Here is a 13,217-nt window from a genome sequence, read left to right as displayed (position 1 = left end):
CCATAATTAATAATATCGGGTATTCTTAGACCCATCTTATCCATAAATAATACCGGGTGCTACCAATCAATAATAACGTAGCGGGTTCAGTACCCAACTTCAAAAAAAAAAGAATAAATGCGATTTTTCACACCTTTCCAATCAGCAATTCGCAATTTTGCCTCTTCCCTCCAACAGCGGTTGGCGACGACTGGATTTTCTGCACCAAATCCAGCAACGCTGCCCAGTTCGTTTGCGACTAACAATCCTGGTGGAATTCGCGGCGTTTGGATAACCAGCACTGACTCCAAAGTTCTCACATCAAAAGAGCGAATTGCTGAGGCAATGGACTTTCTCGCCGATACGGGATTTAATACCGTTTTTCCTATAATTTGGAGCCAGGGTTATACGGCTTATCCTTCTCAAATTATGCGAGAAAAATTTGGGGTGGAAATTGACTCGCGCTATCAAGGTCGCGACCCCTTAGCAGAAATATGTGTTGAGGCAAAGAGAGTTGGTTTAAAAGTAATTCCTTGTTTTGAATACGGATTTGTGAGTTCTTACAATCGCAAGGGCGGTCATTTGCTGGCGAAAAAACCTGAGTGGATCGCCCGTGATGCCAGCGGCAATTTACTTAAAAAAAATAACTTTGACTGGATGAATTCTCTTGACCCGGAAGTGCAAGACTTTGTGCTGGGGTTGATGCTGGAAGTTGCTAAGAATTATCCGGTAAACGGAGTTCAAGGAGACGATCGCATTGCGTTTCCCGTAGAAGGCGGTTACGACGAAAAAACGGTTAAACGCTATCGAGAAGAGTGCGGTAGAGCAGCGCCGTCGGATTGTAAAGAACAACATTGGCTACAGTGGCGTGCTAATATTATTACTGAGTTTGTAGCTCGTTTACACCGAGAAGTGAAAGCTATTAATCCTGATTTGTTGCTATCGATGTCGCCGAGTCCTTATGACTGGGGGCTGGTGGAATATTTGCAAGATTCTAAAGCTTGGGTTGACAAAAATTTGGTGGATCTGCTTCACCCGCAGTTTTATCGTCGCGATTTTAATGCTTACAAACAATTGGTCGATAAAATGATGTCGGGACAGCTTAGCGGGCAGCAAGTAAAGTGCGTGTCGCCCGGTATTTTGTTGACGAATCGAGGCAGCAAATATAGCATAACTCCCGAACTTTTGTTGCAAGTAATTGCTTACAACCGCTCTTGTGGCATTCAAGGAGAAGTGATGTTTTTTTACGAAGGTTTGCGAGATAACGATAACGCTTTGGCTAAGGTTTTGAAAAAAGGGCCCTATGCTCGTTGAGAGATTGTCCCGCAATCAAGCTGTTTCCGGTTGGCTGCAGTCAACCGATTTTAGATTTTAGATTTTAGATTTTAGATTGAAGTATTGACCCCACGGATAAATTCGGGGGGCAACTTTCATCGGATACAGGTTTTTTATTTCTGGACGGATGAATCCGGGGGCTTGTATCCTGGATGCTTGATTGTCAACCGCGCCGATCGCTATTTCAAACCAAGTGGGTATAAAATAAGATGTTGCACCATTCTCAATAAGCTTTGATGAACAGGCAAGATGGCTGTTCCACAAAGGGTGAGTTTTCTTGTGGAACAGCTATCTTGCCTGTTGCTGACAATGGTGCAAGATGTGAGGATAAAATAATATAGCAGAGTTAGGCTATCTCAAAACCCAGCGATGCCAATCAGCAAGCGCAACTAATTGTCAAGCCGATCGCCCAAACAAACCCGATAATTAATAATTGGGGAGTTGCAAAAATAGTGGAATAAGACATATTTTAGAAGTGGGTGCAAGCTTTTTTTTAGAAGTAGCGTTTTGTAGACGCCATATTTTTTAAATACGGTTTAAAAGAGCAATCTCAACCGCTCGCCAAAATATTAGGATAAATCAGTGAACTCAGCAGCAAGCCTCATCCAACAGCTACCCGAGCTCAGCGATGCTCAATTCCATCAAAAATATTTGAAACAAAAACAAGGGATGCGGACTTTGGCGACTCTATTGCCGCAAGTAGAACAGCAAAGTCTGGCTTTGCGGGCAGTAAAATTAGCTCTAAAAGTAAATTTAAAACTCGGCTCGAAGCTAGCAGGAACGGTAAAGCCAGAATTTCAAACAACCACCATAAAATTAATCGACAAAATCCCCACTTCGCCGCTGCTAAAAATTCAACTGCTGGCCTTAACAAGTTCGGATATGGCAATTCCGATGCTGGTGGCTGCATTGAACCACAAAGAAAGTGCAGTGCGCCTTGAGGGGATTCGAGCGATCGGCAAAATCGGCTCCGAAGCAGCAGTAATTGAATTAGCCCGATCGCTCGAATCCAAAGATTCCCAAATCCAAGCTTGGGCTGCTTGGGCTTTAGGAGAAATTGACTCGAAACCAGCCGCCGCAGCACTGCTCAAAGCCATCAAACACCCAGACTCTAGGGTGCGCGCCTGGGCTGTTTGGGCTTTGGGCAAAATTAACCGGAAAACAGCCGTCCCCGCGCTGCTGAAAGCCCTCAAACACCAAGACTCCGAGGTGCGCTGGCGGGCGGCCGTCAACTGTGGAAAAATAGGTGTCTCTGAGGTAGTTCCCGCGCTGCTGAATGCCCTCAGAGACGAAAATCACATCGTCCGCGCTAGGGCGGCGGCGGCTTTGGGGAAAATCGGCGATTGTGAGGCAGTACCCGGCTTAATAGAATTGCTTCACGACGATCCCGACTCCTATGCAGTTTCTTTGAGGGCCGCCGAGGCCTTGGGACAAATTGGCACGGAAACGGCTGTGGCCGGGCTGGTACAAGCCCTCAACCATGACGACTCAGACGTACGCGGCAGTGCAGTTTCTGCTTTGGGAGAAATCAGCAGCGAGGTGGCTATGGTGGCGGTAATCGGGTCGCTCTCGGATCGAGACATTTTCGTGCGCGGCAGGGCGGCGGTGGCCCTTGGGAACATCAATACAGAGGGAGATGCGAAATTGCAAAAAATGGTGATCGCGGGACTGGCGAGCGCAATTGGCGACAGCGAATCTTATGTGCGGTGGAGAGTTGCTGCTGCTTTGGGGGAAATTGGGACAGAGGAAGCTGTGGCAGGTTTGCTGCGGCTGCTGGGAGACGAAACTTCTGGAGTGCGCCAAAACGCTGTTAAATCCCTCGGTCAAATTGGCTCAACGGCTGCTATTTTGGCTCTGGAAACAGCTTTAAATCGCGAATTTGCTGACGTTCGGGCGCTGGCTGCCCAATATTTGGCGGATGTCAGGACTGAGGCAGAAACAGTTGATTTTGATTCCTCAGTCTCTGCAGATTTATCGAGTGAAAAACTGCCGAAAATCCTGATTGCTTCGCAAGCAGAAGCCAGCGAATACATTGTTGACCGCGCTGCGGGGCGGGAGATTAAATACCTGATCTCGATCGGCAGTCCGGGCTTGCCCGAACCCAAAACTTTCGATCGAATCCCGAACCGAATGTGCCTGGAGTTTAACGACCTCGACACCCCCGTTGACGACCCCGATCAAATCTTGCCTACCCTTGAGGATGTACTGAAAATTATTGACTTCGCCCTCAAAATGTCGCCACAGGGAGGCAGTTTGCTCATCTGCTGCCAAAGTGGGATCAGCCGTTCAACGGCCACAGCTTTGACTGTTTGTGCTGCGCTGTTGGGTCGCGGCAAGGAACGGGAAGCTTGGACTGTTGTTCTCGCCGCCAGACCCCAAGCCAAGCCGAATCGCTGGATGGTACACTTGGCCGATGAAGCTTTGGGTAGAGACGGTAAGCTAGCACTGGCGATCGAATTGACCACCGCAACTCCAGAACTCGCAATCGCCAACAGTTGACCGAAAGCATCGAGGATACAAGCCCCCGGATTCATCCGTGGGGTCAATGCTTCAATTCTAAAATCTAAAATCTAAAATCTAAAATCTAAAATCTAAAATCGATTGACTCGCAGAAACCCGGTTTCTTTTCGCAAGCGCTACAGTTATACTCAACTAACGACACTTCACCTCAGACTTGTCTGTGCGGGGCAACGATGCCAAAAGTCGATCGCCAGGGTGCAAAAAGTTCGATCGGCTGCTGCATTTGTGACATTCTGTGCTAAGAAGTTGTGGGATGCTGAACAAAAACCGTCAAGCAATCGTCGCATTGCTGGCAGCCAAAGCCCAAAGCGAAGGAATCGGGTGCATTGTCAACAGACAATATCAGCTTTGGGCTACTCACAGGCAAAACAGGTCAGAGAGAATTTTCTGCCTGTAACATTCCACGCGGGGATAATTCACTGCGGGTATAAATTTTTATTTTTTTTTGCCTGCTGCAGACTTTTACGGGTTGAAAAAGTAATTTGGCAACAGTCATCAACAGCCTAATTATCTCTTAGACATCAACCGAATTTAAGTTTCTCCTCTGACTCGACAAGAGTTTCAGATGCTTTTTCGCAGATGTCTACGGTCAAATAGACAAGCTTTTCCGTTTGGAGAAATTAAGAGCGTGGTAGATTTTAACAGAAGACAGCGGTTGCATATGTCAAAAATTAACTTGCTAAAAAAAACAGGACACGAAGCAAGTTTGTCGGTTGCCGTTTGGGAAGACCAGGGGGAATTCAATCCCGACTTAGAACCATTTAACTCGCCGAAACAAGATGTGAAAACACGAAAGGTTAACTCAAAAAATACCACTTTAGGTAAACAGATCCCAGTTTTTATTTCTGGAGAAGTGGCTTCTGTAGACACGGTGAATAAAAAAAAGCACCCTCATGATTTTGTAGAAAAAATATTCTTAAAAGTCAGCCAAAGTTTGCCATCCCAAATTGGCGGTTTGCCTATCCATAAAAAAATTGGCTACGGGTATTTGCTGGCCATAGGAATCGGCTTTTTCGGATCGCTGAGCGGACTGGTGATTGCCGATTACTACCAAGGACAAGGATTAAAGCAATTCAATGATGCTCACCTACAAGCGCAATTGCTCGGCAATTTTAAAGATGCGGCGCTGGCGGCTCAACTGCAGGGTTCACAGCTAGATTCTTTTGTAGATAATTCGGCAAAGCTAAAACAGCAAGAAGAGCAGTTGGTTCAGAGTATTGTTAAGGCAAAAAATCTGCGGTTGCGTATAGAAAAGTTTGCCGACAGCCAACCTGCTTGGCTGGCAGCCCAACCGGAAGTTCTCAAGTTTTTACTGCAAGATTGCACAAAAAATTTAGAAGCATACGCCGATACTCTCCAGTCAACTTTGCAGAAAATCCAGCAATCGCAACTATCGCCTGGGGAGATAGAGTCGGCCAGAAAATTGCTCGCCATCGAAAGCGGAGAAGGTGTAAAACAGATCAACATTAGCCTTGAGGAATTGAGTAAAATCCTCGATATTGCCCAGCAGCAAGAGGGCCAAGGCGGTGAAGTGATGGAAGACGCCCAAGGAATGGAAAAAGCCATAATTATTATTAGTATGCTGGTGTCGGTAGTGGTGGCTGGAATGGTCGCTTATCGGACGAGCCGGGCGATCGCCAAACCTGTGATCAGCGTCACTCAGGTGGCCCAACAAGTAGCTGCTGAGTCTAATTTTGACTTGCGAGCACCTGTCACCGGCCAAGGCGAAATCGGCTCTCTGGCTGCCTCTCTCAATCACCTAATCGAGCGGGTTTCGGGACATACGAAAGAATTAGAACAAGCTAAGGAAGTCGCCGTCGCTGCTAACACTGCTAAAAGCCAGTTTTTAGCAAATATGAGCCACGAATTGCGGACGCCTTTAAATGCGATTATCGGCTACAGTCAACTACTTTCAGAAGATGCCCAGGAGGCGGGATTTGATGAGTTTGTACCCGATTTGCAGAAGATTGAAAAAGCAGGCGCGCATCTGCTATCTTTGATTAACGATATCCTTGATTTGTCAAAAATAGAAGCGGGGAGTATGAAACTCGAAATCCAGGAGTTTGACATCGAATCCCTGGTTGATAATGTTGCGAGTGCGGCGAAACCGTTGGTAGAGAAAAATGGCAATGTTTTGGAGATTGAGTGCGATCGAACTGTGGGCATAATACACGCAGATTTCAAAAAATTGCGGCAGGTTTTGATGCACCTGTTGAGTAATGCTGCGAAATTCACCAAAAACGGGAGGGTGAAAGTGAGTGTGAAGCGCATTGCAGGAAGTGGAAAATTGAATGCCGCAGGGCGATCGGCGATTGACAATTCAATGGTGGCCGATGAAACTTATTCTGGGGCAATTGCTTGTCCCCTGCTGAATGTTCAAGACTCCGATTGGATTTGTTTCTCTGTTAAAGATACCGGAATTGGAATGTCGGAAGAACAACAACACAACTTGTTTGAAGCTTTTGTGCAAGCTGACTCTTCAGCGGCGCGACAGTACGATGGCGCCGGATTGGGGCTGACACTTAGTCGCTACTACTGTCAGATGATGGGCGGGGAAATTTTGGTAGAAAGCGAAGAGGGGAAAGGGTCTATTTTCACTGTGCGGATACCTGCGGGAGACGGGTGATGTGATGTTTGGGCGAGATATTTAGGGGGTAGGCAGAGGGGCGAAAATTTATGTTTCAAACCTCTGGTTTTGTGTCCAAATGCTTTAGTTTTGTCAGTGGGGGCGATCGCACTCTATAAATTGCAATTGGTTATTTTGCCAATTCAAACAGCACAAACCGCTGGCTTCCGAACTCCAACCTAAATGGATGCCGATAAATTTCATATTTGTTGAAAGCGCGATCGCCCACACCTCAGTCAACTTTTCTCCTGCTTTTCATCCGATGGCGGGGGCTGTTTTTGCATTTCCTTTTGATGTTCTCTGGCTGCTTGCTCCAAAAGGAATGCTGATAAGCTGCTGATTGAACGGCGTTCCCTCTCTGCCCACTCTTCGAGGATGTCATAGATTCCATCAGCCAAATAAGTGGTTAAGCGTTTGGTCATCCGAGGCTCAGTATTTTTTTGTTTAGGGCGATCGTCATTGTGCTGTATCTGGACTGTCTTGTCGAGTATACGTCATTTACGTTACATATATGTGGCGTTTAAGTGATATACTGTGAACAAGTCAAAAGCCAGCGTCATCCCTAGGAAAGTTCGTCGCTGGCTTCTGGCCCCTAAATAAGCAAGGAGGCAATCTCTATGGTACAGCCTGGAAGCGACGAGAGCGAATATACCCGCGGCTATCAACAAGCTTTAGATGACTTTGGCATCACGCAACTGCTGTCGGGTATCCGCAGCTACTCAGATGAGGATTTTGAGGCCGATCGCGCGCGCATGACTGGGCCAGAGATCGAAAGCTTGGCGGTGTTTCTGATTCTGCGTGTCGGGGCGAATCTCAAAGGAAGTACGATCGCCCGCTACCTCAACTCTCTGAGAAAAGCCGATTCTCCGACGATCGCCGATCGCCCCGCGATCGAACTCAACCCAAATTCGCTCTTGAAAACACCTGAAAAGTCAAAGCAGGGCGATCGCCATTCTTGGGCGATCGTCCGCATTTTACCGAATGCTCAGCATTACACAATTGCGCGTTTTGTCAACCGCCAAGATGCGGACGATCGGCGGAGGGCTTTGTGTCGCTTTATTCCGGGTGGTGTGTTTGAGGTTGTGTGGGTGCGATCGGCCCTTTAAAGATACCAGGATAGGACTTACGCGCCGGTAGTCAGAAACCGGGTTTTTTACGAAAATCTTTGGTTGTAGCCAACAGATGAGGTAAAAACCCGGTTTCTTTGGTTTTGGCGATCGACCCGTGCCGACTTTATTTCGACGGTTGAGAAGGTGCGGGACTGACTATCAGCAATTGATCGCCGGATTGACTTTGTTGAATAGCCATCACGGGCGGGCGAGCGTTAGGGTCTTTTTGCTGTTCTTTTGTTAAAGCCGGAAACAGATAAATCCAGTTTCCTCTCTCCAAAAGCAACCGCCAAACTCTAGGTTCTTTGGGATTATTGATATCAGTATAATCTCTTTTGCTCAAATCAGCAAATAAACCTGCATCGCCGATCGCCTTAAATCCTTTGGGGTCTAGTCGGAGTGTTGGATCGTCGAGTTTTCTGCCTAAAGCAATGTTGTCTTGTTTGGCGATTAAGGCAACTGCGGGTAAAGACGAATTTTCCCCGGCATCGCGTCGGGCATCGGCAATACCTTGGTGGTATGCTGACCAGAATAAGACTAGCAATACCCAACCGACGATGATAATTTCGTCAACGAGCGATCGCAATAATTTGATTGAGTTATATCTATTGAGATTAAATTGTTGCCAAGAGTTCAAAATGCGGGTAATTCGCCATAATCTTCTTGTCCGAGCGAAGGAAATACCTCCTGTAATTATCCAATTAATTGCACTCGCAAATTTTGTGTTGATACTATTAAACAACCACAAACTGTTGTAAATCGCTATGGCTGTCAGCAGAAGGGCGATCGCACTTCTGAGTATTGTCCAGCCATCGCCTAAAAACACCTGAAGCGTTACTAGGAAAAACGATTCTACTGGTAAATCGAGGCTAATTACATTTAGCTGAAAGCAGTAAAAATAAGACCAGCGATAAATCCAGCCGGTGAAAAACAAAGCGACACCAAGCAAGCCAACAACGCTGGCAAAGTTGCCTAAAATATTCGATTCGGGAGTAGGTTGGGGAGAAGCGGTCACGGAATCACCTTCAAGGGATGTGGAGTACAACTTTAGGACATTAGCACGGGTAACGCTTATCCTTGAAGGGGGTCTAGGGGACGATGAAACGCAAAACACTTTCATTTCTAGTTGTAGCACTTTTTACGGTAACAGCGGGTATGGCAGCACAAGTTAATGCGGCCAGTCAGGAAGTCCAGAAACAGAATTTGCGATCGGTACAATCACAGGCTAACGCTAGCGGGCCCATACCCCTAGCGTTGCCGACGCAAGCAGAAATTGTGATGAAAGGCGGCGGAAAAAGAGACGGTCGAGTTGTAAAGATTGATGAGAAAGAGCAAAAAGTATTGATACAGGCAGGACAGGAAAAGCGATCGATCCCGTTGGGTCAAATTGATAAAATCGTGTTTTCCAAAAGTGCGGTGGCTTATTACAGTAATGGGGGGCCAGTTGTTCGGGGCGATCGCACTCCAGCGAAAATCCGTCGAGAGATTTGGCGCGGTATTCCCATGAACGCTTTTCGCTTGCGAGATCCGAATAAAGGTCAAGCGGTGGTGAACCTAGAGTCTGTTCTTTCTGATGACAAGTTGGACAGTATCAGGTCAGTTATCGTTGGAGATGGGAAAAATAAACGACAATTTGTTATCGATGAAATGCAATTTGATGTGCAGAAAAAGACCATGACAATTGCAGCGACTCCGTATTGAGTCCGTCGGGAGGTCAGAAACCGGGTTTTTTTACGAAAATATTTCGTTGTAGCGCGCAAATTCGGTAAAAAAACCGGTTTCTTTGGTGGGAGTCTGTAAGTTCTGTCCGCGGTTGTTTGGCTGCGCTCGCGATTTAATTTCAATATCACACGGTTTTGACGAATCATTAGAAGATTGCAAGGATTAAAAGATTCGGCGTTTGATACCTATTCTATTAATCTAATTTGGTGAATTATGAAAAAGATAAAACTCTTTATCGGCAGTGTTGTGTTTTTGGGTGTGTGTTTAACTGCTCTGACTGTGCCGCTGAGGGTACAACCGAGATGGGGGCAAAGTCGAGATTCACAGGTTGAAGAAATAAACAGACTTATACAAGAAGCAAGGCAACAGCAACGGCAAGAAAAAGCGCGACAGGCAATAGAAACATGGCAACAGGTTCTAGCCATAGCACGACAAGTAAAAGATAAAAAGCTGGAAGCATTAGCACTCAATGATATTGGTTTTAACTATTGGAGAATCTCCCAACCGCCAGAAGCATTGAAATACTATAACCAAGCTTTATCAATTAGGCGGTCAGTGGGCGATCGCTCTGGGGAAGCTGCTACTTTGAGTAATATCGGTGCAGTGTACCACAGCATCTCGCAACCGCAAGAAGCATTGAAATACTATAACCAAGCTTTACCAATTATGCGGGAAGTGGGCGATCGCGCGGGGGAAGCTACTACTTTGAATAATATCGGTGTAGTGTACAAGAGCATCTCCCAACCGCAAGAAGCATTGAAATACTATAACCAAGCTTTACCAATTAGGCGAGAAGTGGGCAATCGCGCGGGGGAAGCTACTACTTTGAATAATATCGGTGTAGTGTACGAGAGCATTTCCCAACCGCAAGAAGCATTGAAATACTATGACCAAGCTTTAGCAATTAGCCGACAAGTGGGCGATCGCTCTGGGGAAGCTACTACCTTGAATAATAAGGGTGCAGTGTTCGACAGCATTTCCCAACCGCAAGAGGCATTGAAATACTATAACCAAGCTTTACCAATTATGCGGTCAGTGCGCGATCGCTCTGGGGAAGCTAATACTTTGAGTAATATCGGTGCAGTGTACTACAGCATTTCCCAACCGCAAGAAGCATTGAAATACTTTAACCAAGCTTTACCAATGACGCGGGAAGTGGGCAATCGCTCTGGGGAAGCTGCTACTTTGAATAATATCGGTTTAGTGTACAACAGCATTTCCCAACCGCAAGAAGCATTGAAATACTTTAACCAAGCTTTACCAATGACGCGGGAAGTGGGGGATCGCTCTGGGGAAGCTACTACTTTGAGTAATATTGGTAGAGTGTACCGGGATACGAAGCAACCGACTCAAGCGATCGACAATTTGGAGCAATCCCTCAAAATTACTTTAAAAACACGAAGTGGTTTACAGCGAGAAAATAGGCAAAAATTTCTAGAATCTAAAGGAGGAAGAGCAAAAGCCCTCACCTCCCTCCTCATCGACCAAAACCAAGCCGATCGCGCTTTCCAATGGATCAACATCGCCACCACAGCCGATCTCGTTGACTACACCCGCTTAATTGACGCCAAAGTAGCCAACTCCCAAGCACAAAAAGCCCTTGACGAGTGGAATCAAAAAAATCAACAACTCGAACTCCTCCGCCGCCAACTCCAAGACAAACCCTCAGACAATCTCTCCCGACAAATGCGGGAATTAGAAGCAGAAGTCTACCGCAAAGCAGAAGAAATCCGCCGCCAATTCCCCGAAGTCGCCGAACTCTTTGAAACCACACCCAAAGACATCGCCCAACTCAAAGCAAGTATCGCACCAGATACCGTTGTCATTCAACCCGTCTTGCTGACAAATATCAATAATGTCCCCAACACCGTCGCCCTATTTGTCTTGACAAAAGACAGTTTAAGTGTTAAAACAATTACGCTAAACCCCGCAGAATTCGACAACCTCCTCACCGAACACCGCGAACAAATATCAAGCGAACGCACTTCAGATTACAGAGAAACTGGCGGCAAACTATACGACATCCTAATACGCCCTGTAGAAGACAAAATACAGGCATTATCTCCCAAACAATTGAGCATCATCGCCACCGGAAAATTGCGTTATATCCCCTTTGAAACCCTTTGGGACACGAAAAATCGCCAATTCCTAATCCAGAAATATCCGGTCAACTATCTCACCCGCATTTCCACAAGGTCAATTCCCAATTCTACTTTACAAGGCGGAGTCTTAGCATTAGGAAATCCCATCCCCCGCCCTCCACAAAATTTACCCGGTACAGAAGAAGAAGTTAGAAATATCGCTCAATTATTCCCCGGAAGTTCCGCCTATATCGGCAAGGCCGCCACCCTCGACCAATTCAAAACTAAAGCACCCCGCTTTCCTTTTTTACACCTAGCAACTCACGGCTGTTTCCAAGAGGGAGGCTGTAAAAAATTGGGCATGGAGGAAAATACACTGCTATTTGCTGACAGCCAATTCAATATTGCCGATGCCGCGTTATTAGGATTGCAAAACACCAGACTCTTCACCTTAAGCGCGTGTCAAACTGCTATGCAAGCGAATTCTAACGGTGAAGAAATATCGGGAGTTGCCTATGTATTTGAGCGTGCGGGCGCACAAGCGGTGATGGCGAGTTTGTGGAGTGTTGATGATTCCGCTACTAAAGATTTGATGGTTGAATTTTATCAAAATATCAATAAGGGGATGAGTAAAAATGAAGCTTTGTGGCAAGCTAAGTTGAGTCAAATCCAACGGACTCCCCATCCGTTTTATTGGTCGCCGTTTATTTTAATTGGCGATGCGCGGTAGTTAATACCGAACAGTAAACCCTGTATTTGACCTATGTAGTTACAGAGATATTACCCACAGTCAGGACACGGCATTGCCGTGTCCCTACAATTAATCGGGCAATTTCATCATCCAATCCGGTTGATTTTACCCGTTACCCACAGTCAGGAGACGGCAGTGCCGTGTCCCTACAATTAATCGGGCGATGGTTATATCAAAGCCAGGGCGATAGATTATTTTGGCGTAGGGACACGGCAGTGCCGTGTCCTCAATTGCCCTGTCCTCAATTGCCGTGTTCTCAATTCCTCTAAACTCTCCCCCACAAAGCCAAGCCGCCGCCCCTTCCCCTAGCCGCAATTATCCCATCTTCTACCAGAAAATATGCAAAAAATGCCTGCTTCCCCACACTCAAACTAAAAAATTCCGCCTCCCGCGCTTCTCCACCGCGAATAAATCCTTGATACACAGTTTTTCCCAACAACTTCACCGTAATTCTGGTAAAATCAAAAGCTAAAATATTTTTATTAACCAAAAACTTAGTCGGTCCGGAAAGAGTTAGTACGATCGCCCCAACCTGCACCGAATTCTCCACCCTGCCCGTTTCGCTATCCGCTTCCCCATCCGCAACAGCTTGGGCCGAATAAGCAATTTGAATTTTCGCCACCCACTCAGGGATATAACGTCCCGCGCCTAACACAATTCCCGCTTTTTGTCGAGTCTTTTTCGTGCCGGTGATAAAGCACAAGCGCCAGTTGCCGATTAATTGCTCGAAAGCATAGCGAATTTTATTTTGTTTCGCGCTTTTCTCAGCTTCTAAGAGGGCTGCGACTACGGCGGCGGGAGATGGTTTTGTATTCGATTTAGCGGCTTGTTCTAGAATTGATATGTTTTCCATTTAACTAACAATAACAGGAATTTACTAGGCTTGATGCAAAATTTTAAGGGACAGGCAAGATGCCTGTTCCACCAGCAGAGAGATTGCTTGTGGGGCAGGCATCTTGCCTGCCTCTGATGGGCAACAGGCATCTTGCCTGTTCCACCAGCAGAGAGATTGCTTGTGGGGCAGGCATCTTGCCTGCCTCTGATGGGCAACAGGCAAGATGCCTGTTCGACCAGCAGAGAGATTGTGGGGCAGG

11 protein-coding genes are annotated in these 13,217 nt (G+C 46.5%); 7 read left to right on the top strand and 4 right to left on the bottom strand.

Going from position 1 to position 13,217, the window contains the following annotated elements; all coding sequences use genetic code 11:
• The first annotated feature begins 117 nt into the window (after window positions 1–117).
• The 4 genes from QUB77_RS26180 to QUB77_RS26165 all read left to right on the top strand — a co-directional run bounded on the left by QUB77_RS26180 (window position 118) and on the right by QUB77_RS26165 (window position 6,460).
• Entirely contained in the window at window positions 118–1,293 is a 1,176-nt protein-coding gene (locus QUB77_RS26180; RefSeq protein ID WP_333178855.1) for a family 10 glycosylhydrolase, read from the top strand.
• A 603-nt stretch (window positions 1,294–1,896) separates the two neighbouring features.
• Entirely contained in the window at window positions 1,897–3,813 is a 1,917-nt protein-coding gene (locus tag QUB77_RS26175; protein WP_333178853.1) for a HEAT repeat domain-containing protein, read from the top strand.
• 102 nt (window positions 3,814–3,915) lie between these two features.
• Window positions 3,916–4,341 carry a hypothetical protein gene (locus QUB77_RS26170; protein ID WP_333178851.1) on the top strand — a complete coding sequence of 142 codons (426 nt, stop codon included), beginning with the start codon at window positions 3,916–3,918 and terminating at the stop codon, window positions 4,339–4,341.
• A gap of 121 nt (window positions 4,342–4,462) precedes the next feature.
• Entirely contained in the window at window positions 4,463–6,460 is a 1,998-nt protein-coding gene (locus tag QUB77_RS26165; RefSeq protein ID WP_333178848.1) for an ATP-binding protein, read from the top strand.
• Window positions 6,461–6,553: 93 nt separating this feature from the next.
• On the opposite strand, the gene QUB77_RS26160 is transcribed toward QUB77_RS26165, so the two are convergent.
• Entirely contained in the window at window positions 6,554–6,700 is a 147-nt protein-coding gene (locus tag QUB77_RS26160; protein ID WP_333178846.1) for a hypothetical protein, read from the bottom strand.
• Window positions 6,697–6,882 carry a ribbon-helix-helix domain-containing protein gene (locus QUB77_RS26155; RefSeq protein WP_333063338.1) on the bottom strand — a complete coding sequence of 62 codons (186 nt, stop codon included), beginning with the start codon at window positions 6,880–6,882 and terminating at the stop codon, window positions 6,697–6,699. The genes QUB77_RS26160 and QUB77_RS26155 overlap by 4 nt, the downstream gene beginning before the upstream one ends.
• Window positions 6,883–7,077: 195 nt before the next feature.
• Between QUB77_RS26155 and QUB77_RS26150 the strand changes: the two genes are divergently transcribed.
• Window positions 7,078–7,566, top strand: a complete 489-nt coding sequence (locus QUB77_RS26150; RefSeq protein WP_333178844.1) for a hypothetical protein — start codon at window positions 7,078–7,080, stop codon at window positions 7,564–7,566.
• A 127-nt stretch (window positions 7,567–7,693) separates the two neighbouring features.
• On the opposite strand, the gene QUB77_RS26145 is transcribed toward QUB77_RS26150, so the two are convergent.
• Window positions 7,694–8,584 (bottom strand): hypothetical protein, encoded by an 891-nt coding sequence (locus QUB77_RS26145; protein WP_333178841.1) that lies wholly within the window; start codon window positions 8,582–8,584, stop codon window positions 7,694–7,696.
• Window positions 8,585–8,667: 83 nt separating this feature from the next.
• Between QUB77_RS26145 and QUB77_RS26140 the strand changes: the two genes are divergently transcribed.
• Together QUB77_RS26140 and QUB77_RS26135 are read left to right on the top strand one after the other, a co-directional pair.
• Window positions 8,668–9,270 (top strand): hypothetical protein, encoded by a 603-nt coding sequence (locus QUB77_RS26140; RefSeq protein ID WP_333178838.1) that lies wholly within the window; start codon window positions 8,668–8,670, stop codon window positions 9,268–9,270.
• A gap of 234 nt (window positions 9,271–9,504) precedes the next feature.
• Window positions 9,505–12,102, top strand: a complete 2,598-nt coding sequence (locus QUB77_RS26135; protein WP_333178835.1) for a CHAT domain-containing tetratricopeptide repeat protein — start codon at window positions 9,505–9,507, stop codon at window positions 12,100–12,102.
• Between the two features lie 286 nt (window positions 12,103–12,388).
• On the opposite strand, the gene QUB77_RS26130 is transcribed toward QUB77_RS26135, so the two are convergent.
• Window positions 12,389–12,976, bottom strand: coding sequence for a hypothetical protein (locus QUB77_RS26130; RefSeq protein ID WP_333178833.1), 588 nt, complete (start codon window positions 12,974–12,976; stop codon window positions 12,389–12,391).
• Window positions 12,977–13,217: the final 241 nt, after the last annotated feature.

Source organism: Microcoleus sp. AT9b-C3, from assembly GCF_036705485.1.
Lineage (GTDB): Bacteria > Cyanobacteriota > Cyanobacteriia > Cyanobacteriales > Microcoleaceae > Microcoleus.
The sequence above is the reverse complement of the archived record's forward strand: the minus strand, read 5'-3'. Positions and strand labels throughout refer to the sequence as shown.

Excerpts from the sequence above, each read along its gene's own strand:
- QUB77_RS26180 (WP_333178855.1), top strand. The coding sequence starts at position 118 with ATGCGATTTTTCACACCTTTCCAATCAGCAATTCGCAATTTTGCCTCT.
- QUB77_RS26155 (WP_333063338.1), bottom strand. The coding sequence starts at position 6,882 with ATGACCAAACGCTTAACCACTTATTTGGCTGATGGAATCTATGACATC.
- QUB77_RS26150 (WP_333178844.1), top strand. The coding sequence starts at position 7,078 with ATGGTACAGCCTGGAAGCGACGAGAGCGAATATACCCGCGGCTATCAA.
- QUB77_RS26140 (WP_333178838.1), top strand. The coding sequence starts at position 8,668 with ATGAAACGCAAAACACTTTCATTTCTAGTTGTAGCACTTTTTACGGTA.
- QUB77_RS26135 (WP_333178835.1), top strand. The coding sequence starts at position 9,505 with ATGAAAAAGATAAAACTCTTTATCGGCAGTGTTGTGTTTTTGGGTGTG.
- QUB77_RS26130 (WP_333178833.1), bottom strand. The coding sequence starts at position 12,976 with ATGGAAAACATATCAATTCTAGAACAAGCCGCTAAATCGAATACAAAA.